The organism is Alistipes sp. ZOR0009, assembly GCF_000798815.1.
Taxonomy (GTDB): domain Bacteria; phylum Bacteroidota; class Bacteroidia; order Bacteroidales; family ZOR0009; genus Acetobacteroides.
In genome coordinates this window covers 40668-63297 of sequence record NZ_JTLD01000024.1, presented here as the reverse complement: position 1 = coordinate 63297, position 22630 = coordinate 40668, and the positions used below count along the sequence as shown (strand labels likewise).

Genomic DNA, 22630 nt, shown 5'->3' with positions numbered 1-22630 from the left:
CGTATCTGGGGTGGTTCGGAACCGGGTCGGAGGGGTTCTGAGGTGGTCGGTCGGGGTTCGGAACCGGGTCGACGCGCCGTTGGACGTATCCGGGGTGGTTCGGGACGTATCCGACGGGGTTTGGAGGTGATGCCGTTTTGTAATGTTAGCCGCGCTTATGTAGCATACGTTAATAGTTGCCGTATTTTTATTAAAAGGTAGTAATGTTAGGTAAGGTACATGTGCTAAGTGTTGTATGTTTTATTTATCACGAAAAAAAATGTAAATATTTATGGCGATATTTTGAAATAAACATAAATAGTGCTAATATTGAGCGTTACAAGTGTCTTAAACATTTTGAAATATGGAAGCAAATGTGATAGTTGATCTCCTTACCGAGGAGGAAAAAACAACGATTTCTAAGGCTCTTAAGGATATTAAGGCCATTGTTGATGTTAAGCTACCTGATCTGAACGCGGATAAACGCCGTTACTACGGTTCGATTAATGAGCAGAATAAACTGTTTGTTAATAAGGCTAGAGAAATTAAAACGCTTAATCCACAGTTAATACCCGTAGAGGTGGATTGGGTGGAGTATGAGAAGGACTACAACGCTCGGATGTTCTACGAGAGCGTACTGCTTATGGCTACAGGCATTGTTGGTCGTTTGGAGAGCGCCAAGATGATGCACGACTACGATAACTACAACGATTCGTTGGTACTTTACCGTTATCTCGATTTCAAACGTCGCTCGGACACTCCCGGTGCCGAGGCTAGCTACAATGCGCTTAAAGATTTTTTTGTACGTGCACGTCCTACCGATAAGCAATCCCCTAAGCAGTAAGTAAACCAACAGCTAAATACTGACCAAGACACCTGTAGCCCCTTCGTCGTTTGGCGAGGGGTTTTCTATTGGCAATAAAAACCACCACAGCAGGGCTGACAGTAAGCGCGTTGCCGTCCAAAATTATGGACGGCTGTTGCTCTATATTACGTGCTGTAGGATTAGCCTCTATTTGGCCCGTGTTGGTAGGCTTGTAGCTAGCTCTATTATGTTAATTGTTGGCGAATGCCTCGTAGCGGGCAGCGGGTGTTAAAAGGATGTGCGTCCAGCTAACGGGTAACCGGCCGTTGGCATACGGTAGCATTTCAAAAGGAGTAGACATATACCCGGTGTGTCTTTAAAATCATCGGGCTAACTAGCATAAATTTCACAGCTATGAAAACTTTAAAGGAGCTCGGCGGCGTTAAGCAGCTGGCAAAAAGGGAGCAGGAATCAATTACTGGAGGTAAATGGCCCTGCTACGATGCTAACGGCAAGTTTATTTGTCCAACAGGTTACGTTTGCAAAAATGGAGTGTGCGACCGTAGTATCGAGTAGCATGCTTTTTTTGTATAGTACGATTTTGTAAGTGGGCGTGGGTGTAAAACCTGCGCCTTTTTGCTGCTATCTATCAAAAAAATAGGCATCGTCCAAAATCTTGGACGGCTTACCAGCTATATTTCGCTTGCGCTACTTGGGACGGTTACGCCTTGGTGGGGTAGACTTTAATCCGAGCGTCTTAAAATCATCGGAAAAACTAAAACAAGCTGAACAATGAAAACTTTAAAGGAGCTAAAGGGTGCTAGCCACCTAGGTAAGAAGGAGCAGGAGGCCATTATGGGCGGTAAACTTAGGTGCTGGTACGACGATCAGGGGAATTTAGTATGCCCTGCTGGCATGGCATGTGTTAACGGAACCTGCGTTTTTGCTCCTTGGGAGTAGCGCTGTCGTTCAATTTTTACTACTATAATAAGCTGAATTATGAAAACTTTAAAGGAGCTAAAGGGTGCTAGCCACCTTGGTAAGAAGGAGCAGGAGGCCATTGTGGGCGGTAAAATTAATTGCCGTTACGACGATCTAGGACATATAACATGCCCTTCTGGTATGGAGTGTGTAAATGGTTTCTGCGTTTTTTAACGTCACCGTACAATCTTTACTACTATAAAAAATTGAGCTATGAAAAACTTGAAAGATTTAAAGGAAGTAAACCTTCTTAATAAGAAGGCGCAAACCGAAATTTTGGGTGGTAAGCTTAGGTGTACCTACCATATTGATAAGCCTGCAACATGCCCTGATGGCTACGTTTGTATGGATGGTAGCTGCGAGCGTATACCTCCAATTTTAGATTAAGCTTTTAACCTCCTCGTATACGGGACTACTTATTGCTGCAAAAGGTCAACCCGAAAGGGGATGGCCTTTTGTTTTTAAGTAGGTAAAGCAGCCTACATATATTTTACAAGGAATTAGAAGTGCGAATAATCTTTTTAGTAAATGAATCCTATATTTGTTCCCTACTATTTCTGAACATTATAATTTAATACTAGTATAAAAATGAGACGTTTTTTATTCCTCCTATTTGCAGTAGGATCTTTATTCAGTTGCTCAAATGACGAAAATTCGGGCATGCAGGATGATCTAAAAAAGATTCAGGAGCGTTTAGATGCCATCGAAAAAGGGAAAACAGTGATTAATGTTGAGTTTAAAGATACCAACATGATCGTAACCTACAGCTCTGGAGAGAAGGTCACAATTCCTCTTCCTAAAGGGTTGGATGGTATTAACGGCACTAATGGTAAAGATGGTACCAACGGTACTAACGGTAAGGATGGTGTAGGCATTCAAACAATAACCTATAACGAGGTAACCTCCATTTTGAAAATTACGCTTACTAATGGAAATATTTCCGAATTTAAGATAGTTACTAGTGGATCGGGACTTAGCGCTGTTTTGTTATCGGATACCAATGGTGCTTACTTGCTTACCAATGTGTACATGGGGGCGCTAAACTTTGCGAACATCACCTATAACGATAAAAATCAAGTAGCCAGTATCGTTAATAATATAATAGAGGAAAGGCAGCAGGCAAAAAGTACCGAAATAGTTAGCGAGTATGCTAATGGTTTGCTGGTAGGTGTAACTGAAAAGCGATTTGCAACAGCAAATAATCAGTATTGGGACTATTTTCATGTATCCGAGAACTACACTATTAAATACTACAATAATGGTCAAGTTCCGAGCTCCGATTTTATTTGTACGAAAGAGGCGGGGAAGGATACTTATACACTGGAAGTGTACGATAAGGATTCTAAAGCCTCGAAGATATACCAGAATGCATACATGCATACCTATCTTACAGATGCTCAACAATCAATTAAAAGCGAGGTAAATTTTAATTGGAATGAGGTAATTAAAATTACAGATAGCCGTATTATTCAGCCCTCAAGAGGAATTGTATACTCATCAACCTATAGAAGTGCGGATAAAAAATGGGTTAATGTGGTATACCTTACCAGCTATGCCATTAGCAATTTGCTTTCGAATACAAAACTTGGTGATGTTGTTAGCAGTCGCCGTTTTGTAATTACCAACAATTCTAAAGGACTTATGACTGCAATTACCTGTTACCGTACAGGTGTTACTCAGCCTGAATACGAGCTGCGCTTAACATACAATGCCGCAAATAAGGTGGTTAAGTCAGAGAAATATGTACAGGTAAATGGTGCATGGGCTATTTCAGGAGATTATTTAGCGTATGAGTACAATGCAACCAATCAGGTAACTTGCATTAGTAGATTTGGCTCTGATGGTAAAAGCGCAAAAGTTCAGGAAACTGTTTACGATAAAAATGGTAACCCAATCGAAATATACGCCCTGCAAAATGCCGTTTACTCTTGGGATAGTTGGTATAATCCAGAAACTAACCGCTTTGAAAATGGTAGGATTATTAAACCTAGAGGGTTTAGGCTGTTGGCTAAGTTCGAATACAACTATCAGCTTAAGAATTTCTTTGGTAATTCCATTAGTGCTATAAACCCGTTGCTCGATCACTATAAGATCGTAAATGCTATTAAGCGTGCTTGGAGTGCGGAAGAATACAGCCTAAATGGTTGGATTGATTATACCGATTATGATGAGTTTGGTTACCCCCAAACTATGATTCTTAACGGAACCAACGGTAATGGAGAGTCGGGTAGATTTGATATAAGGCTGACTTACCAAAAGAAAAAGTAGAAAACTTATTTGAGAGGCTGTTTTTAAAACAGCCTCTTTTTATTTTTCTGCGTTTGCTTAGACCATTAATCAGGCAAAATGGAGACATGTTGGAGTCTTGTTTCAAAGAATAATGTACACCTGTACTGTTAAATTTTAAGCTACCATCTTGAATTGTATAGGTAAAGTTCTGTAAATTGGTTGTATTACTTAACTCAGAATAGCTATGAACAAGTATTTTGCAGAATTTATTGGAACCTTCGTTCTCGTTCTGATTGGCTGCGGTAGTGCTGTAATTGCAGGCTCGCAGATTGGCTTTTTAGGCATCTCTATGGCTTTTGGCCTTGCCGTACTGGTTATGGTGTACGCCATTGGCAACATCTCGGGCTGCCATATCAACCCAGCCATTACCATTTCGATGCTGGTAGCAGGTAAGATTTCGGGGAAAGATACCGTTGGCTACCTGGTTGCTCAGTTCTTGGGAGGCATCGTTGGTGCGCTTATCCTTTACTTTGTTGCATCGGGTAAGGCCGACTACTCGTTGGCGGTAAACGGTTTGGGACAAAACGGCTACGGCGACCTTTCGCCCATGAAGTACGGTATGGGGGCAGCATTTCTGGCTGAGGTGGTGCTTACCTTTATTTTCCTAATAGTGATTTTTGGCGCTACCAGCCCTAAGGCTCCCGGCGGCTTTGCTGGCGTTGCCATTGGTTGGTCGTTGGCCATGATTCATATGGTGGGCATTCCGATTACAGGAACATCCGTAAACCCTGCCCGCAGCTTTGGCCCTGCATTAATAGTGGGAGGTGAGGCGCTTAGCCAGGTATGGCTATTTCTTCTTGCGCCCATTATAGGCGGTGTTATCGCTGCGTTGGTTTGGAATTACGTCCTCAAACCCAAGGATGCCTAGCACCAGAGCAAAGGCCAATCTCCGTTAAGATTGGCCTTTTTTATTTGTATGATGGGTGTTCTTTGTGCCAAATTCCTCTCCAGTTGTAAAAGGGATAAGATCGAAAATTTAGGGTGGATAGCTATTTTGTGACTATTGGTAGGGTAACTCTCATCGAAGTTGTATTCTTTCATAAGTTAATTGATGATAATTTTATGCGTAACGATTTATTTACTATTAGAGGTATTTGTTTGGCCGGAATGGTTGCATTTAGTGCGTTGCTATTTTCTTGCAGCAAAAGCGAAGCGCCCATCTTAGAACCAGCGAGTTCGATAACCCCTCAAAAATATGCCGCGTTGTTAGGTCGTGGGATGGATGTAGACTGGGTGAAAACAGGACAAGGAATGGAGGACTACAATGCTAAGGCTCCACAGGATTTTAAGAAACTTGGGTTTTCGCATGTGCGCATTAGGATTGCTGATGATATCAGTGAGGATCTGCTGCTGCATTTGGATCGTGTTATAACCGATTGCTTAAGCTGTGGACTAATTCCTGTAGTTGCCTATCAGGCCAACGACTTTAAGGAAAATCCTTCAGATGCGAACTTAGAGCGGGTTGTGGCTTGGTGGAAAACCGTTTCGGAACGCTACAAGAATACCTCCAACCTGCTTTCGTTTGACCTTATTATAGAGGTAACCGACGAGTTAAACAACCAGCCTGCCACCTTGAATAGGCTATATGAAAAGGCTGTTGCCGAGATTCGTGTTGCTAATCCATACCGCATAATATTCATATCGCCCATTGTACGCTCCGATCCCGAAAACTTAAATGCCCTTGTGATTCCCTCTAAAGCCAACGGCTACCTAATGGCGGAGTGGCATTTTTACGCGTCGGGTCCGTCCAAAAGCAATCCTAAGAAGCTGTGGACAACGGGCACCGAGGAGGAAAAGGAACTTATTCGGCAGAAAATTCGTTATGCGGTTGCCTGGCAGCAGAAAACGGGAATTCCCACATGGGTTGGGGCTTGGATGGCCGGAAACTATAACGATGGCAATGAGTATACGGTATTGGAGCAGGTTGCTTTTGCTACATTCGTAAAGGACGAGCTGGATAGGAGTAAGATACCGTTTGCCATAAACTCTGATACCCATTTTTACAATAGATCAACAGGTAGCTGGATCGAGGAGATGCTTCCTATCTTAAAGGCATTATTTTAGTAGCCATCATTCTTATAGAGCATACTAGCAGGCAGCCCGATCTTGATATAGATCGGGCTGCCCTATTTAAGCTGTGCGCTTTGTATTCGTATTTGGTAGATAGCTGTTACTCCCTAGCGCTTAAAGTAGGCAATAATGGATGCTTTAGCAATGGCGTTAGCGTTAAGGTTAAAGCCAACCATTGCAGGGCTAGCCTTCTCGTCGAGACCTAGGTTGTCTGTCTTTAGCGCATAAACGGTAATGATGTACTGGTGAAATCCATCTCCAACTGGTGGACAAGGGCCGCCATATCCGGGTTGTCCGAAGTCGGTACGGCTCTGAATGGAGCCTGCTGGCATCAGCTGTAGGCTGGGGGTGCCGGCACCCGTCTTTAGCTCCGTTACGTTTGCAGGGATGTTGAAAACCACCCAGTGCCACCATCCGCTGCCGGTTGGCGCATCCGGATCGTACATGGTTATGGCAAAGCTCTTGGTTCCTTCTGGCACGTTAACCCACGCTAGGTGCGGAGAGGTGTTGCTGCCCGTACATCCAAAGCCATTAAAGGTTTGATTTTTGGTAACCTGTCCGCCTAGGTCGTTACTTTTTAGGGTGAATGTTTGGGCGTAGCTGCCTGTCAATGCGAGGCAGAGCATAAGTAGGAGTGTTAATCTTTTCATGATATTGGTATTTTGTTTCTGCTGCAAATTAATGGCGAAAAGCGTTTAGGAAAAGGTCAAATAGCGCTCCTAAAAGGTCAATCTTGCGCCTGATGGGGCTGGATGCCAAAGTAGGATTTATAGGCCTTTGCAAAGCTGGAGAGGGTTTGGTAGCCAACTTTCCCGTAGATGGACGCGGGTCGCTCTCCATGCTCCATAAGCTGCTTGGCCAGCAGCATCCTCTTGGATAGGATGTATCTCTTGGGGCTGGTTCCGTAGTGGTGCTGAAAGTACCTTTTGAACGTGGATAGGCTCATGTTGCATAGGAACGCCAGCTCTTCGAGGGTAACTTGGTGGAAGAGGTTATTCTCGACGGTAGCCCTAAGCTTTATCTCCGATTCGATATGGAGGTTGTTGAATAGGCTAACCACCCTTTCGGGGTAGCGCTTTAGCAGGTATAGCATTATTTCGTTAAACTTGACACCAACAAGCTCCGTATCGGTTGCCCCACCGCTATCGATAAGCAGCATTAATGACCGCCGAAAGGTATTGCTATAGGTATCGTAGGGGAAGGTTTGCACGTCGAAGGTGCCTTCTCCTTCTGCTTTGATCTTTGATATTAGGTCGTGATAGCGAAGCTGAAATGCCTTGAGCGCTTCGTTGCTAAAGAAGAGCAGCACGCTGTTATATGCCCTTTCCTCCAGCCTTCTTTTCTCCGTCATTAGGCAGCACGACGAGGTTACTAGGGCAAATTCGTTTCCCGTTATGAATTTGGGTGTTTGCGCGTATATCTCCTTGTAGCCTTCCACCAAAAAGCTGAAGACATTTTGCGTAAAGCTGATCCGGCTCTTTATTGTTTCGGCTGGGTTTTCGTAAAAAACTAGCGAGAAATCGGTGGGGGTATCTTGCTGTGGTAGCGTTATCATTTTATTTGTAGCTATAGTATTTGGGGGATATCGGTAGCCTTAAAGGAAGGCCGCTTGCAACCAAATGTAGTAAAAAATTGGTACTGTTAGGCTGTGTTGTCGCTTGAAGCACACCCATCAGCAGTTTTTTTCATTTTCAGGAGTTCTGAAGCCGACACCCATCAGCTGTTTTCTATTTCTAGGAGTTCGGAGGTGAACACCCATCAGCTGTTTTCTATTTTTAGGAGCTCGGAGGTGGACACCCATCAGCTGTCGTCCATTTTTAGGGCCTCATAAGGCGGGCATCAACCCATTGTTGGCAATAAATAGGAGCCAGATATAACGTATATCGAATAATATTTTACTTTTTTCGATGGCTTTGATACCTTTGGGTTCAGAAATTGTAGAGTGATGAGCATCATAGAAAATTTAAACCTAGTACGTAAGGGAATTCCCAACGAGGTTAAGCTGGTAGCCGTATCGAAGACCAAGCCCAACGAGGCCATCGAGGAGGCTTACCGTGCCGGACAGCGCGTGTTTGGCGAGAATAAGCCGCAGGAGCTGACTCAGAAGTGGAACGATCTGCCCAAGGATATCGAGTGGCATATGATTGGCCACCTGCAAACCAACAAGGTGAAGTATATTGCCCCCTTTGTGTCGCTAATCCATTCGGTAGACTCGCCTAAGCTGCTGGCGGTAATCGACAAGGAGGCGGCCAAAAACGGACGGGTAGTAGACTGCCTCTTCCAAATGCACATTGCCGAGGAGGAGACTAAGTTTGGCTTTGACTATGCTGATTTGTCGGAGTTCTTGGAATCGGGAGCGCTAGCCGAGTTGCGTAACGTACGCATGGTGGGGGTAATGGGCATGGCCACCTTTACCGATAATCAGGAGCAGGTAAGCTACGAGTTCCGCCATCTGAAGGAAATATTTACCAAGATTAAGCAGCGCTACTTTGCCGGTGATGCGCACTTTAAGGAGATATCGATGGGTATGTCCGACGACTATTCGCTGGCTATTGCCGAAGGAAGTACCATTGTGCGCGTTGGTTCTGCAATATTTGGAGGCAGGGTTTACTCTTCCAAATGATTTGGCTATATTGCCTAGTATATTTTGAAATGTCGACTTAAACCATGAAACCCGCAAGACTAGCAGTCGCAAACAGGTCTGAATATAGCCTTACATGCGGGTTCCATCTAACCCAAAAATTATATTCGAATGAGATCATTAGAAGTAAAGTATCTTGGACTAACGCTTAAGAATCCCATAGTGGTAAGCAGCTCGGGGCTTACTGCCTCGGTTGATAAGGTAAAGAAGATGGAGGAGGCTGGTGCCGGTGCCGTTGTTCTTAAGTCGCTTTTTCAGGAGCAGATAATGCACGAGGCGCAGGCGTACGAGCAGGTAGGCGACTACCCCGAGGCGCACGACTACATCATGAGCTACGCCGTAGATAACTCCGTAGAGGAGTATCTGACCCTTATTCGCGAATCGAAAAAGGCGGTTGCCATACCCGTTATTGCAAGCATCAACTGTGCCAGCGCTGGCCAGTGGGTAAGCTTTGCCAAGAAGATAGAGGCTGCCGGTGCCGATGCGTTGGAGCTAAACATCTTCTTCCTAGCTACCGATAAGCATCAAAATGCGGCGCACTGCGAGGCGCAGTACCTCGAGGTGGCTGCTAAGGTACGCGAGGTTGTTACCATTCCTGTTTCTGTTAAGATGGCTAAGGGATTTACCAACGTGCCCTACATGGTAGATCAGCTCTACTTCCGTAAAGTAAACGGGGTGGTGCTTTTTAACCGCTTGTACGAGCCAGATATCAATATCGAAACCATGAAAATGGGCGCTGCCGACGTGTTTAGCAGCGGTTCTGATCTTCGCGATACGCTACGTTGGGTAGGCATCGTGTCTTCGTCGGTGCCACAGGTTGATGTTGCAGCATCGACCGGGGTGCATAGCGGCGAGGCTGCCATTAAGCTGCTGCTGGCCGGAGCTTCGGTGGTGGAGGTATGCTCGCTTATCTACCAAAAAGGGGCTGATGCCATACCCGAGATGCTTGGTGCTATCACCGCTTGGATGGATAGGCATGGCTACAACTCTATCGACGAGTTTAGGGGGAAAATGAGCTTTAAGAACTTTGCCAACCCCGAGGTGTACGAGCGCTCGCAGTTTATGCGCTACTTTAGCAATCACGACTAGTATTGTTTTACTCTATATAAAAAAGGATGGCGGGAAAGGCCATCCTTTTTTATTGGTAGGTTGCGGTAGGCTGCCGCTTGGGTTTTTACTATCTTTCGCCCTTAATTGGATATAGCTGCGCTGGCTCCCCTAGCGCTGCTTGCCTATCTGACGAACGGACACTTGTTGATTTGCGCGAGCAAAGAGATGGTGAAATTGACGATTAAAATATATAATTGATGAGTTGCAACAGGGTTGCCATTATTGGCGGCGGAAATTTAGGCGCGGCAGTTGCCGAAGGTATTTTGAAGATGCAGGTTTTGGAGGCAGATAAGCTCTACATCACCCGACGACGAACGCATCAGCTGAATCATTTAAAGGAAAGAGGTGTTAACGTGCTCCCAAGCAACGTTGATGCTGCTGCTGCCTGCGATTTAATAATCCTTGCCATTAAGCCGTATCAGGTGGTCGATGTTATTAAGGAGATAAAGCCAGCGCTAACGGCGCAAAAGACGTTGGTGTCGCTGGTGTCGGGTGTTAGTTCGGAGGTGCTACAGAAGGCGGCTGGCTCTGACATCCCTGTATTTAGGGCGATGCCCAACACTGCCATTGGTTTAGGCCAATCAATGACCTGTATCTCGTTTGATAAACCTTGGGCGGATAGGCTTCCTGTGGTGGAGGAGCTGTTTAACCAGCTGGGCGAAACCGCCGTTATTAATGAGGAGCTGATGGCTGCTGCAACTGTTTTAGGCTCGTGTGGAATTGCCTTTGCGCTGCGCTTTATGCGTGCGGCCATGCAGGGGGGCATCGAGATTGGCTTTAGCGCGGAGATGGCGCAGCTCATTACCGCTCAAACTATGAAGGGAGCTAGCGAGCTAATTCTAAGCTCTAAGGCGCACCCCGAACGCGAAATTGATAGGGTGACAACGCCAATGGGTATTACCATATCCGGATTAAATGAAATGGAGCACCAAGGTTTTAGCTCTTCGTTAATTCAGGGGCTGATTACTTCGTATAGGAAGATCGAAAAGAGTAAGTAGCCAACTTTTTTATGTATATGGCTTGTCCTCTTGGAGAGTATGGATACAAAAAAAGCAACCTAATTGGGTTGCTTTTTGTATTTGAAGGATGTTGTTTATTTTTCAACTTCAGAGGCTTCAGTTTGTGCATCACGCGTGTTTTTTTGAACGGCGATAGCACCAAACAAAGATAGTAGGAACGAAAACGCATAGAAACCTTTTTCGCTAGGCCATATTGTGGCATTCCATAACCCTACAGATAGTAGAATAATAGCCGCAAGTGTAGAGAACCAACTTAAACCATAGTAAATGTCTGTAACTTTAACTCCCTCTAACCTGTCTCTTACACACTTTTGAACTGAAACAGCAGAAAACAACCCTAAAATAAGAACGGTAAGGTAGTATCCCTTTTCATTTAGCAGCATTTCTGCTCTAGCTAAGCCTGTAAGATAACCTGCAACTCCAACACCAAGCGCGATCCACGATGCGCCAATAAATGCATTCGATGGTTTTTGACTCATAAAACACCTGTTTGATTTGTGATATGTTTATTCTTTAATATGGGCGTTAAATTACTTTATTTTTCTGTTTGAACAATAAAGGTTCTGCTTTGGCTTGTCGATTACATTACCAGTAGTATCTGTCCATGATTCTCCTCATGGTGGAATCGTTGGCATCAACATCGCCACACAGCTGGCGTTGCTTTAGCAGCTCCTGCTTCATGCGCTTAATTTGCTTGGTATATTTAGGATTGCTGTAGGAGTTGCTGTTTTCGTGCGGATCCATTTTTAAATCGTAGAATTCCCAAGTTGGGGTAGTAGGGATGCTGCTTGAACCAGTCGTGCTTAGCCTATTACCATAGAAAAAGATAAGCTTGTAGCGGTCGTTGCGAATCCCCATGTGTGCTGGACGAATATCGTGGTGCGTCCAGTAGCGGTAGTAGGCACTTTTGCGCCATCCCTTAGGCGTTTTCCCTTTTAAGTTTTCGCGGAAGCTTCTTCCGTTACTTCCTGTCGGAACTTTTGCTTGGGCGTAGTCGGCCAGTAGCGCTGCAAAGTCGGTATTTAAGATGATATCGTGGTTGCGCGTTCCGGCAGGAATTTCTTTTGGATATCGAATAACGAACGGCATTCGAAGCGCCTCTTCGTACATGATACGCTTGTCGTAGAAACCGTGCTCGCCTAAAAAGAAGCCTTGGTCAGATACGTAGATAACAATGGTATTACGGCTTAAACCTTCGGCATCGAGGAAGCGAAGGAGCTTGCCGATGTTGTCGTCTACCGTAGCACCGCAGCGAAGGTAGTCCTTAATGTACTTCTGGTATATTCTCTTACGGGCGGTAATGCTATCCATGCCTTGAGTGCTAAAGGGCAACCCTGGATATTTGCACCACCATTTGTCGGGATCTTTAGAGGCATACTCCCAGTTTCGGCCAATAGTTTCTAAGGTTTGTCCCTTAAAGGTTCTACTTGTTGATGAAGGGAAAAACTCCATAAGGTTGGCTGGTTCTGGAATCTCAACATCGTCGTATAGATGGGCAAAGCGTTCGGGATAGTCCCAAGGCTCGTGAGTAGCCTTAAAGTGGCAGAACATAAGGAAGGGCTTGCTTTGATCGCGATGCTTAATCCAGCAGATGGTGCTATCTGTAACCAAATCCGTAGAGAAACCAATGGCTCTTTTCCCGTTATTCCCCTTGTCATCGTCAATCCAGCTGTCGGCCGTTTTAAATACGGGGTTGCGGTATTCGCCTTGATCGTGAAATACCGCGTAGTGGTCGAATCCGCTAGGTTCGCGCTTAAGATGCCACTTACCAAATAGAGCCGTTTGGTAGCCGCTTTCGCGGATGGTTTTGGCAATATTGCTGCTATCTGGCGATAGGGCATCGTCGAGGGAGTAAACGCCATTTTGGTGGCTATACTTCCCTGTTAGGATGGAGGCACGGCTAGGAACCGAGATGGAGTTGGTGCAAAAGCTATTCTCTAGCACACAACCCTCGTTGGCTAGACGCTTAATGTTGTCGTTTTTTACGTAGCGACTGAGAATTCCTCCGTAAATACCCCACGATTGGGAGGTATGATCGTCGGATAGGATGAATAGAATGTTTGGGCGGCTGCCATTACCGTTGTTGGCGGATGGAGCATGCAGGCTTGGCTTAGTACCGCATACTCCCGAAGCGGTGATGCTCCCTACGGCGGTAAGCATGGCCAACTCTTTTCTCATGGTGGTTTGTTTAATTTTCAAATGGCGTAGCCAGCCGACTGCACGGTGTTGTGGTAACCTTCTGTTAGGAGATTACTTACTTCTGTGCGCTATGTGGCTATGCGACGCTGGTGTTTAGGCTTGCAATGTATAAAAGAAGTGCGCTTGCGCCAAGCCATATAAAACAAAAAGAGGTAGCCTGATATATGTTGTATGGAGGTATTCACAAAAACAGAAGCGCAGCTACGAAAGCTGCGCTTAAAATATTGCTCTGTGGGCTACTCTAATTCTATAGTAAACTAGGGCTAGCCGTTGAGGTGGTCGGGTTTATTCGCTCCAAACTCCATTTTTAAAAAGTTGGAACCACTTCTCGATATCCTGTTCTGGGTATAACCCTAAGATGGTAAATACCTCTCTTGCAAATTCGATGGGGGCTATGCCGTTGGCTGTAATTATATTTTTATCGGAGGTGGCTAAAGCATTTGTGTAAAAGGAGTCGCCGGAATATGCGGGGGCAACTGCTTTTAGGTAGTACAGATCGTTGCTGGTATGCTTTAGGTTATCTAGCAGCTGCTGCTGGGCCAGATAGGCCGTTGCTGCACAAATGGCAGCTACAGGCTTGCCTAAATCTACAATCAACTTCACAAGAGGAGTTACTCCTTCATTATCGCCCTTTTCCCAAGCGGTTCCTCCAGGAAGAATTAGCATATCTACATCGTGAGGGACAATTTCGGTTAGCGCTAGGCTTGGTACTACCTGTAGCCCTCCCATCGAAATTACGGGCATGCCATCTTTCGAAAAGTAGATTAGCTCGAAGGTGCTGCTCTTTCTAATTTCGGGTGTAAGGTAGGCTATCTCCCAGTCAGAAAAGCCATCAAAAAGGAATATAAATATCTTTTTCTTCATGTTGAAGTGTGTTATTAATGGCTGCAAAGGTACTGCAGACGGCATAATTTGGTGCTCTCCAATTGCGATGGTTCCTCTAATTTTAGGAAGATCTTAGAATATAAACTTAAAGAGCAATGGCGTACACCCAATTACGTTGGCAATAAAGTGAACCCAGAATGCTGGAATTATGCTTTCCGATTTTTCTCTATAGTAGGCTGCTACCATACCCATCACTATTGTATCAAAAACAATGAATGCGGCAAACCAGCAGCTCATAAATAGAAATAGAAATGCATGCAAGCTTCCAAAAAACAGGCCCGACACAACTACAGGGAGGCTTAGCTTGAATATTTTGATATGGCGAAGATGCTGAATAAAGCCCTGTACGACACCTCGCACCAAAACCTCCTCGCATAAGCTCGACCATATCCATACGGTGAAGATCGTGACAACAATGTTTTCGTTTTCGAATGTTTGATGGTTTGCGGTTGGAAATAGGTTGGATAGGACAACCATAAATACTAGGAAGGAAAAGATAAAAGAAGCGGCGCTGATGGCTGATACTTTTAGTACAAACGGAATGTATCGGATGTTTTTAGATCGTTGAAATCCGTAGCTTTTAAGATTTCCTTTGTTTAGCAGCAGAATGGTTCCGATGGAGAGAACAAGCATGAAGAACTTGAGAACAACGTTTCCCCAGTAGGGAGGTAGGTGTAGGTGCTGATCGAGTAGGCTAAAAACGGGATCTTTCAGTACCCCGCTCATAAAAAAGATGGCAAAGCCAATAGCTACTGCTGTGATTACCGAGAGTGTTGCGTTTTGCTTAATTCGTTGTTGTAATTGTTTCATGAGAATTTATGTTGTAGTTTATGTTATTTGCTGAAATATTCATCCAAGAAGCGCTACCAGCTTGGCAGCATACGCTTGTATTTATGCTAGTAGGTACTTTGGTAGTATGCCAAGCGCAGCATACCATCTGTTAATGCCTACGTGTTATCTTGAGGTTACAGCTCCCTTATCATCTCGAACTGCGTTCCTTTTACAGGTATTCCAAACGAGCCGAGGAATGCGGTGATGCTTGTGCATGATATTTCGGTATTTATAACCTTTATGTTGCTATGCCTATTCGCTGTTAAGGCCTCGGTGAGTAGTGCAGACGCAATACCCTGCCTGCGGAAATCTTTATCCACTGCAATTTGCGTTATATCTCCAGAGTTGGGCTCATAGATGCAGTACCCAACCAGCTGCGCGTTTTTGTATGCTCCGATAATTGTAAAATCTTCGATTCTTCGTACTATAGCCTCGAATCCATTTTGCCACGAGGGGGTAAAGTCGTAAAAGGTGCTAAAGATCTCCTTTTGCTCTAGGCTGGCTTTTCCAATATGGTACTCCGAAGCGAGCGTTTTGGAGGGAATATTGACCATTGAGGTAGCCTGTACGAAGTAGTTGAACTCCCTGCTTACCTTAAACCCCAACTTTTGATATACCGAAACAGCTCCTGTGTTATGCTGCAACACCTCTAGCAGGTATTGGGCAACTCCTGCTTTTTTGAGAAAGGGAATAGAGTCGGTAAAGACCTTGGACGCTAATCCTTGCCCTCTATATTCCTTTAAGGTGCCGGTACCAGTATCGTAGGCGGTTTTCTTTCCGTTAAATTGGCCTATCCCATTTAGGGTGAATGCAACGAGCTCCTCATTATCGAAGAGCCCAAACGAAAGGGAGGGGACAAAACCCCGTCGGCTTAGCATAATGCGCAGCTCCTGCTCGGAAACTTGTATTTCGTAGTCGCTAAAAGCTTTGCTGAACGAGCTGTAAAGAGTATCAAAGCTCAGGTTTTCAAGAGATGTTAGTTCTTTCATGTTGCTATTTTGTGGTAGTTAGTGTCGGCTGAGGCTACAGTCAAAATATGGCTATAGCGATTTCTGAATTGCCTCCTCAAGATTTTCTATGCGTCGGCTATCTATGACTTTTAGGTAGTTGTCGTACGATATCTCCATCTTTTTATCGCGGATAGAGATTAGGTTATCGCGATTGCGCTTCCATCTTTCCAGAACGGATTTGGGTAGCTTAGGGTTGAGGCTTGGGGTAAACATTCGCGGGGCTACTTGTGCATCAATACCGGCAGCCTTTAGCTGCCGCTGTAGCTGAGGTAGATGGTCGACTCCAAAGACAAATACAATTGTTTGGGCATTTGGGGCTGCCTTTAGGCCATTCTCTACCGCGCGACGGTTTCGTTCGTGCCAGCTCCCGCAAGCAATTTCGGCAAGGGCGTTTACTCCAATTATGTTTTCGTATAGTGAATCTAGTATAGACAAGGTTTCCTTACTATGTATTTTATCGTATAACGAAGGTGAGGGCTCTTTTAGTATTAACTGAACCTTGTTAAGAAGGGGATCGCTTTTTTCTTTTACGGATGATGGGTATTCCTTGTCGGCAATGCTTTGTGTGGCATAGTCGAGGCGCCAATCTACGGGTACGAAGCGGTATTTAAGCTCGGAGGCCATTTCTGCAAGGCATGCGGCCTCGGGTGGAAAGTACCCTTCTATTGGTTGATTAAAAGACTCGGGCGTTATCTCTCCACAAACAACATCTGGCTTTAACGCGCTTATCTGAGCCAAAAGGTCGTTTATCGAGTAGTGGTTGTTGGGGTTAAAGTGCATGTTGTGGATTGATCCTACTAAGTATACGGTTGGTTTTTTATCCGCCTTGTCTTGTTTTGATTCTTGAGAGAAGGCGGTTGCGGTACAGATTGTTAGGATAGAGAGTAGAACTTTGCTAATCATTACTTACCTCTTTTCTTCATGGTTATTTGCGGGCTATATTCCCGATTCTATTTGCTTAATAATATTCTTTAGCGAGATCTTTACGATCATACCGTGTACCGGTTTAACTGGGAAGAAGTACGCTTTCCCAAAAAAGTTGTTGAATTTTACGGCTGTGGTTATGGATATTTGTTTGGTGTTGGGGGCTTGTGCGACGGTTTCGAGCAGTAGGGATACCTTAAAGTTTAAATGCTTGTCCTCTTCGCCGAGTATGATTTCATTTTCAGTTTTCTCTACCACCTTAAAGATGCCCATCTGTTGCCCTACCTCGTACTGAACTACTTTTGTCTGGTTTTGCCCGTCGCCCATTTGCTTGGAGGTTTTTAGTCCAAACAAGCCAGCTACTTTATCTCTAATATTCATTAGCGTATCAGCCCATTTGGGACCTGCTGTTAGAAATAGGTTGGCAACGTTGTCTACGCTTACTGGTTGCTGCCCTATTTGTGCTACTCCTCTAAAGCTGTCGATGTAGGAGTATTGAGGTTCTTCGTGCTTTAGAACCGATTGCTCGGGGATTGAGGTGTGCTTGGTTACCATCTTGCTTATTTTATCTGTTTTAAAATCGAATTTGCGCAATGTAGCAACAGATGGAGCATTTTGTTACCATGGTAGCGGTACTTTTTTGTGGCTGTAGCCATATTTACTTTACAAGAAGCTTGAGGTGTTTAGGCTATACTCCGATTTGGGATTGTATATCGACAGTCTTGTGTGGGTTAGGATATGTGCGCTTTCCGTTTGCTATATTACACGCAAAAGGCCGCAAGTTGTATTGCGGCCTTTTGCGTGTTTCAAGGTTAATAGTGCTTCTTAGCATTTGCCCAATGCCAGCTTAACGGGTGTTGGGTTTTTTAGGTTATCGCAAACCGGACAGCGTTCGCCAATTGCCTCAAGCCATTTTTGTAGGGTTTCTGGATCGGCATCGCAATCTGGCTTCATCTTTACTGTTATTTCCTTATATCCGGCACGGTCTTCGGTAGGTTGTCCAAACAGCTTTTCGGGGTTAAGCGTGCCTGCAATGTCGATGGTTACGTTGCGAAGCGTAAAGCCCAGCTCGCGGGCAACCACGTGCGCCATAACGTTGAGGCAGCCAGCAAAGGCGGCTAGCACATACTCTACGGGGTTGGCTGCCGAGTCGCTGCCTCCTAAATCGGCGGGTTCGTCGATGGTAATTTGGAAGTTGCGAGCCTTTACTACCGTTTTGGTTGGTGTTTCGCTATTTGCGCTTATTCTAAATCTAAGATCGGCCATAACTTTAGTGTTTTAGTTGTAGGCAAACCTAGCATCTTGCGCTTGGCTTTAAAAGAAATCGGTCAACCAGTTTTATACCCATAAAGGTGTAGTATTACCTCTTTAAATGTGTAATTTTACGTTGTTCTATAAACTATGCCTATGAATCCATGCAAGTGCGATGCCCAATACTGCTTTGATGCGCTCAGCGATAGCCAGCGTGCGGAGCTGTTTGGCAGCATCACCACCGTAAGGTATACCAAAGGGGAGACAATTGTAAAGCAGGGGTTTGCTATGTCCAGCATTCTATTCCTCGAGAAGGGGATAGTGAAGCTCGATGTGGCTACCGACAACCAAAATACAACCATTAGCATTGTATCTGCAAAGGCCTTTGTGGGACTAATGTGCTCGTTTGTGGAGCGGCAGGTCGATTTTTCGGTGGTTGCGCTGGTCGATTCGGAGGTTAGCTTAATAGATAAGCATGTGGTGGATGGGCTCATCCGCAGCAACGGCGAGTTTGCCAGCCGCATGGTTCACCTAATGTCGCTTATGACTAAGGAGATGGTGGGCGAGCTAACCCGTAAGAATACCAAAAACTCGCTGGGGGCAATTGCGCTTACCTTGCTCGAGTTTATGAAGCATTTTGGGAGCGCCAAGTATGCGCTACCCCTTACGCGGCTAGAGTTGGCCGAGGTGGTTGGATTCTCGAAGGAAAGCGTAAACCTCTCGCTGGCTTGGTTGGCGAAGGATGGCTTGATTGTACTATCGGGAAAGCAAGTTGAGATTGTAGATGAAGAACGGCTACGTATAATAGCCCTAAATGGGTAACTTTTTATTTTCAAAAGGCAATCCGCTATACTAACGCTGAAGTATAGCGGATTGCTTGTTTTATGGTGCTACTTTACCGACCAAACGGTGTAGCTTTTGGGCGGTGCTTGCACCTTTACCCATTTACCGCTTTGGGTTACAGGTTCCCAGTTCGAGTGTCCTGTGTAATCTTTTATGCGGGTATTCGACCAGTTTGTCTCAACCCAGCGTTCCTGCCAGGTATCTGCATTGTTGATGTACACCACCAACCCTGCATTGTTGTATCCGTTACGACGGGCAACATACTCATCGTTGTCGGCGTAAAGAATATTGGTAGAACCGCCTGCCAAATTGTTGTGAATCCAAATCAGGTTGTTCATTTGATCCTTATTTAACCACTCCTCGTAGTCGCGGTAGAAGATACAGGGGTAGCCTTCGTGGGTAAGGATGTAGGCATAGGCAAGTAGCTTGTTCCATATCTCGTCGGTATCGTGGTTGGTGACAAAGGTTACCGCACGGAATGGGTTTCTTTTCCACATCATGTCTCTATTGAGTTTGGTGAGGTCGTTCCCATCAAAGGCATCGTTCATGGCGTAGTAGCATGCAAAGTCGAAAACTGACGAGTTGGCTTCGTTGGCCCACCAGTTTAGGTAGTCGACGTTGCTATCCCAAAGTTCGCCAACAGAAAATCCTCCTGCAGCATTGTTCCATTCGCGCACAACCCATGGCTCGTATCCTTTCACATAGTCGAATCGCCAGCCGTCGAAACCCATTACATTTTTGTAGTATTTGGCAACGGAGTTGGGTAGCTTCCACAGCCAATCTTGTACGTGAGGGTTGTTGTGGCATAAATCGGGATAGCCTCCAAATGCCCCAAGGTCGCTTTGGTCGAAGCTGTTTGGATGGAAGTCGCTGGCGGTGCGGGTAAAGAGTCCGGAGGCAGGGGTAAAGCTGGTCCATGTGCTGGTATTGGTGTATGGATTTGCCTCCGATGCACCGCCGCTGTTGTGGTTAATAACAATATCGGCGTAAACCTTTAGCCCATACTGATGCGCAGTGCTAATTAGGTTTTGCAGCTCGGTTTTTGATCCAAAGCGCGTTTCGGTTGATCCCATCTGGAAGTACTGTCCAAAGTCGTAGTAGTCGAAGGGATCGTAACCCATGGAGTAAGCGCCATTTTGCGCTTTCGATGCAGGTGGAAGCCATATGGCGTTAATGCCGACAGCGCTCCAATCGTCAACTTTTGTGCTTAGGGCATCCCACCAGGTTCCGCCAGCAGGAACATCCCAGTAGAAGGCCTGCATCATTACGCTCGCATTGGTGGTTGTTTTGAGGTAATTCCCATTTTTGACGATGGCGGTGGCGCTGCTCTGCTTAGCATCGTTGATGGGCTGCTCTTTGTTGCATCCTCCAAGTAGCAGAACCGTTAGGCTCAATGCTACTACTAGCCGGAAAAAGCGATTCTGATTTCTTTTCATGTTTACGAGGTTTAACTAGCAAAACGGTTGGCTTGATAGCCGCACGCTGTGCTATACTTGGTTATAAGATACTATATTTGAAGTCTTGGAATTAATGTAAGTTAAAATTATGTCGTTTTCTTGTTAATGTCAATTGATGTCTATGTGTTTGCTGCCATTTCTTAGAAAGAATCGTAGCTAACGTTTGCGGATTCGATTGCGGTAACGTTTGCGTTTGCATTGTGTGTTGTTAAACATGTAAATGGCTATTTGCCAAAAGGCTTAAGGTAGCGGCTGGTAGGGCAATACCGTAAGCTTATTGATATTAGAAGTACGAATATTTTAGCTCTACTTGCTGTTTTACTTAACCATTAAGCATAATGAATAGGCATTTTATCGAAACGTTGGTAGCAAAGGCTCCTCATCCCGAAATCTATCCTTTACTAAAGGCGTATGAACCGCTTATTGGTGCATGGGATTTCGATTGGGTGGGACATAAGGAGGATGGTAGCACCTGGAATGTTCCTGGCGAGTGGCACTTTGCATGGGTATTAGAAGGAAAAGCCGTACAGGATAGCTGGATTTGCCCTAGCGTGGTTCACCGAGGAACGGGTGAGTATCCGTTAGGGCAGTATGGAACCACCATCCGCTTTTATGACAAAGGGGAAGATTGCGTTAAGGCTGCTTGGATAGGTGCCGTTAACCCGCAATTCAATATTTTGAGGATGATGGTTGAGGGTAGCCAGATAGTTCATTTGGAGATTCCCCTAGGCGAGAAACCTTTAATCTCAAAATGGCTATTTAGGGATATTACCGAGAGTACGTTTAAGTGGGAGGCTTATGTTTCTGCCGATGGAGGTAAAAGCTGGCAGCTGACACAGGAGGTGTTTGCTCAGCGAAGAGAGGATGCTAAAGCGTAAGCGGAGACCCTACTAGCGATAGTAGGGCCCTATTTTATGTTTTGTAGCAGAAGTTGGAGATTATGGATGGATCGCTGATTTTAATGCCAAAACCTTAATAGTAAAATTAGAACTATAGCACCCAAAGCAACAATTTTATTCACAAAGCAGTGCCCTGTTAGATCGTACCAGTCGTCCGAATTTTCAGGACCATATAAATACTCGCGAAATTTGAATTTTGGTTTTTGGGCAATAGTTCTCCATAAGGTTCCATATATCCATCTTACTACTGCTCCTATAAAATTCAGTATTGGTCCTCCTATTCCCATGTGTAGATAGCTTATTTGTTATTTCTGTTTTTAATCTTTTCGATAAGTAGTAGCAGCCTGTAAGAAAGAAAGGATAAAATTGAATAAAAATTGATCTAGCAAAAAGGCTAAAGCTCTACCTGTATCATTTATTCGTATTGAGATAGCTTTAAAGCATTCGGGAGTATCTACATACTCCCGAATGATATTCTACTTATTTTACCTAGCTAGTTTAACTTTTCGCGGGGAATGGCATATTCCGAGTTGAGCTTTTTGGTACACTCGTCGTGCTTCCATTTTTCTTCGTACAGCTTCATGATATTCTCCACAAACCCTCTTTCGGTTAGCTTTTCTTGTGTCGATTTGATTTTATCCTCGGAAGTTTCTATTGGTGCTTGTTTAAGTACCAGCGCCTTTGCCCGTTCAAAATCTTTATTGTCAACGGTAAGAGGCTCTAATTCAACTCTTGCCTTCCACATTCCCATTTCGATGTTTACAAGAACAAGGTAGATTTCTCCAGCCTTTAGGTCGCAGTCTAAAAACTCCTTATTCTCCGACGATGCCCAAAGCAGGTGTTTCCCAGCAGGGCATTCATATCTCATGTAGTTTTTCCCTTTGAAAATACCTACAAACTTTTCGTTGTCGAAGTATTCGAAAGATATAGCCCCTCCAAAATTGGAGACTCTAACGAAATAGACAACCGCATTGGAGTCGGCTGGTGGGGTAAAACCTTGTGAAAAGGAGGGGAGTTTTATCCCTAAAAAGGCTATCACAAGAAGGAGTAACTTAAAATGTTTCATGTGTAATTTTTATGCTATTTAGTGCGTAAATATAGAAAAACAACGATAGAACTATTCGTATGATTAAATATTTGAATGACCTTTTAAAAAGGTTCTGGAATAGCCGCTTGTAAGCTATCCATATTTAGGGATGAGCAGCGGGAAGCGACCCTTTTTGTAACGCTATCTTGTTGAAATCAAAGAATGGAGGAAACCCTCATTTGGGGATTAGGGTAGTTCGGCGTGGGGTGGCGCTGCTGAATAACAGATCCCAGTGCCTACTTTTTGAGAAGCTGCCTTTACTTGCTGAATCAAACGCATTAACAACCATGCTAACGAAAAGCGGAGCACCCCATATGGGATGCTCCGCCGTATGCTTTTGTGGGGGTGTC

The 22630-nt window shown here is 44.9% G+C and carries 25 protein-coding genes; 13 read left to right on the top strand and 12 right to left on the bottom strand.

Translation table 11 applies throughout. The annotated features are described in order from the left end of the window. The first annotated feature begins 343 nt into the window (after positions 1 to 343). The 8 genes from L990_RS08230 (at position 344) to L990_RS08215 (ending at position 6118) form a co-directional block, all read left to right on the top strand. A complete protein-coding gene (locus L990_RS08230) occupies positions 344 to 823 on the top strand; it encodes a hypothetical protein (RefSeq protein WP_047447550.1) in 480 nt (159 codons plus the stop codon). 375 nt (positions 824 to 1198) lie between these two features. Then, on the top strand, positions 1199 to 1360 hold the full coding sequence (locus L990_RS19940) for a hypothetical protein (protein ID WP_156121452.1): 162 nt from the start codon (positions 1199 to 1201) through the stop codon (positions 1358 to 1360). Between the two features lie 216 nt (positions 1361 to 1576). Beyond that, a complete protein-coding gene (locus L990_RS19935) occupies positions 1577 to 1744 on the top strand; it encodes a hypothetical protein (RefSeq protein ID WP_156121450.1) in 168 nt (55 codons plus the stop codon). 39 nt (positions 1745 to 1783) lie between these two features. After that, a complete protein-coding gene (locus L990_RS19930; RefSeq protein ID WP_156121448.1) occupies positions 1784 to 1939 on the top strand; it encodes a hypothetical protein in 156 nt (51 codons plus the stop codon). A gap of 39 nt (positions 1940 to 1978) precedes the next feature. Beyond that, the gene (locus L990_RS19925) at positions 1979 to 2152 is read left to right on the top strand and encodes a hypothetical protein (protein ID WP_156121446.1); all 174 of its coding nucleotides are present in this window, start codon (positions 1979 to 1981) and stop codon (positions 2150 to 2152) included. Between the two features lie 201 nt (positions 2153 to 2353). After that, a complete protein-coding gene (locus L990_RS08225) occupies positions 2354 to 4033 on the top strand; it encodes a hypothetical protein (protein WP_156121444.1) in 1680 nt (559 codons plus the stop codon). 205 nt (positions 4034 to 4238) lie between these two features. Continuing rightward, positions 4239 to 4922 (top strand): aquaporin Z, encoded by a 684-nt coding sequence (aqpZ, locus tag L990_RS08220; protein ID WP_047447547.1) that lies wholly within the window; start codon positions 4239 to 4241, stop codon positions 4920 to 4922. A 113-nt stretch (positions 4923 to 5035) separates the two neighbouring features. Next, positions 5036 to 6118 carry a glycoside hydrolase family 5 protein gene (locus L990_RS08215; RefSeq protein ID WP_052180850.1) on the top strand — a complete coding sequence of 361 codons (1083 nt, stop codon included), beginning with the start codon at positions 5036 to 5038 and terminating at the stop codon, positions 6116 to 6118. Positions 6119 to 6231: 113 nt separating this feature from the next. On the opposite strand, the gene L990_RS08210 is transcribed toward L990_RS08215, so the two are convergent. Continuing rightward, a complete protein-coding gene (locus tag L990_RS08210; protein ID WP_047447544.1) occupies positions 6232 to 6774 on the bottom strand; it encodes a YbhB/YbcL family Raf kinase inhibitor-like protein in 543 nt (180 codons plus the stop codon). A 77-nt stretch (positions 6775 to 6851) separates the two neighbouring features. Beyond that, positions 6852 to 7679, bottom strand: coding sequence for a helix-turn-helix domain-containing protein (locus L990_RS08205; RefSeq protein WP_047447542.1), 828 nt, complete (start codon positions 7677 to 7679; stop codon positions 6852 to 6854). Positions 7680 to 8069: 390 nt separating this feature from the next. On the opposite strand from L990_RS08205, the gene L990_RS08200 reads away from it, so the two are divergent. The 3 genes from L990_RS08200 to proC all read left to right on the top strand — a co-directional run bounded on the left by L990_RS08200 (position 8070) and on the right by proC (position 10873). Beyond that, positions 8070 to 8747: a YggS family pyridoxal phosphate-dependent enzyme gene (locus tag L990_RS08200; RefSeq protein ID WP_047447540.1), complete on the top strand. Its 678-nt coding sequence runs from the start codon at positions 8070 to 8072 to the stop codon at positions 8745 to 8747. A 129-nt stretch (positions 8748 to 8876) separates the two neighbouring features. Continuing rightward, on the top strand, positions 8877 to 9854 hold the full coding sequence (locus L990_RS08195; protein WP_047447538.1) for a dihydroorotate dehydrogenase-like protein: 978 nt from the start codon (positions 8877 to 8879) through the stop codon (positions 9852 to 9854). A 218-nt stretch (positions 9855 to 10072) separates the two neighbouring features. Continuing rightward, a complete protein-coding gene (proC, locus tag L990_RS08190; RefSeq protein WP_047447536.1) occupies positions 10073 to 10873 on the top strand; it encodes a pyrroline-5-carboxylate reductase in 801 nt (266 codons plus the stop codon). Positions 10874 to 10968: 95 nt separating this feature from the next. On the opposite strand, the gene yiaA is transcribed toward proC, so the two are convergent. The 8 genes from yiaA to L990_RS08150 form a co-directional block, all read right to left on the bottom strand. Then, positions 10969 to 11373, bottom strand: a complete 405-nt coding sequence (gene yiaA / locus L990_RS08185) for an inner membrane protein YiaA (RefSeq protein ID WP_047447534.1) — start codon at positions 11371 to 11373, stop codon at positions 10969 to 10971. A gap of 106 nt (positions 11374 to 11479) precedes the next feature. After that, positions 11480 to 13072, bottom strand: a complete 1593-nt coding sequence (locus L990_RS08180; protein ID WP_231562264.1) for a sulfatase — start codon at positions 13070 to 13072, stop codon at positions 11480 to 11482. A 306-nt stretch (positions 13073 to 13378) separates the two neighbouring features. Further along, positions 13379 to 13957, bottom strand: coding sequence for a type 1 glutamine amidotransferase family protein (locus L990_RS08175; protein ID WP_047447532.1), 579 nt, complete (start codon positions 13955 to 13957; stop codon positions 13379 to 13381). A 93-nt stretch (positions 13958 to 14050) separates the two neighbouring features. Further along, a complete protein-coding gene (locus L990_RS08170; RefSeq protein WP_047447530.1) occupies positions 14051 to 14788 on the bottom strand; it encodes a CPBP family intramembrane glutamic endopeptidase in 738 nt (245 codons plus the stop codon). Between the two features lie 155 nt (positions 14789 to 14943). Beyond that, positions 14944 to 15798: a GNAT family N-acetyltransferase gene (locus tag L990_RS08165; protein ID WP_047447528.1), complete on the bottom strand. Its 855-nt coding sequence runs from the start codon at positions 15796 to 15798 to the stop codon at positions 14944 to 14946. Between the two features lie 51 nt (positions 15799 to 15849). After that, on the bottom strand, positions 15850 to 16722 hold the full coding sequence (locus L990_RS08160; protein WP_047447526.1) for a hypothetical protein: 873 nt from the start codon (positions 16720 to 16722) through the stop codon (positions 15850 to 15852). 33 nt (positions 16723 to 16755) lie between these two features. Continuing rightward, positions 16756 to 17298, bottom strand: a complete 543-nt coding sequence (locus tag L990_RS08155) for a DUF2867 domain-containing protein (protein WP_047447564.1) — start codon at positions 17296 to 17298, stop codon at positions 16756 to 16758. A 270-nt stretch (positions 17299 to 17568) separates the two neighbouring features. After that, positions 17569 to 18009, bottom strand: a complete 441-nt coding sequence (locus L990_RS08150; RefSeq protein ID WP_047447525.1) for an OsmC family protein — start codon at positions 18007 to 18009, stop codon at positions 17569 to 17571. 141 nt (positions 18010 to 18150) lie between these two features. Between L990_RS08150 and L990_RS08145 the strand changes: the two genes are divergently transcribed. Further along, positions 18151 to 18816 (top strand): Crp/Fnr family transcriptional regulator, encoded by a 666-nt coding sequence (locus tag L990_RS08145; RefSeq protein WP_047447522.1) that lies wholly within the window; start codon positions 18151 to 18153, stop codon positions 18814 to 18816. 68 nt (positions 18817 to 18884) lie between these two features. Here L990_RS08145 and L990_RS08140 read toward each other — a convergent pair whose 3' ends face one another. Beyond that, the gene (locus L990_RS08140) at positions 18885 to 20273 is read right to left on the bottom strand and encodes an alpha-amylase (protein ID WP_047447521.1); all 1389 of its coding nucleotides are present in this window, start codon (positions 20271 to 20273) and stop codon (positions 18885 to 18887) included. 359 nt (positions 20274 to 20632) lie between these two features. Here L990_RS08140 and L990_RS08135 point away from each other — a divergent pair, with 359 nt between their 5' ends. Further along, positions 20633 to 21172: a hypothetical protein gene (locus L990_RS08135; protein WP_052180848.1), complete on the top strand. Its 540-nt coding sequence runs from the start codon at positions 20633 to 20635 to the stop codon at positions 21170 to 21172. Between the two features lie 514 nt (positions 21173 to 21686). Here L990_RS08135 and L990_RS08125 read toward each other — a convergent pair. Further along, positions 21687 to 22259, bottom strand: coding sequence for a hypothetical protein (locus L990_RS08125; RefSeq protein WP_047447516.1), 573 nt, complete (start codon positions 22257 to 22259; stop codon positions 21687 to 21689). Positions 22260 to 22630: the final 371 nt, after the last annotated feature.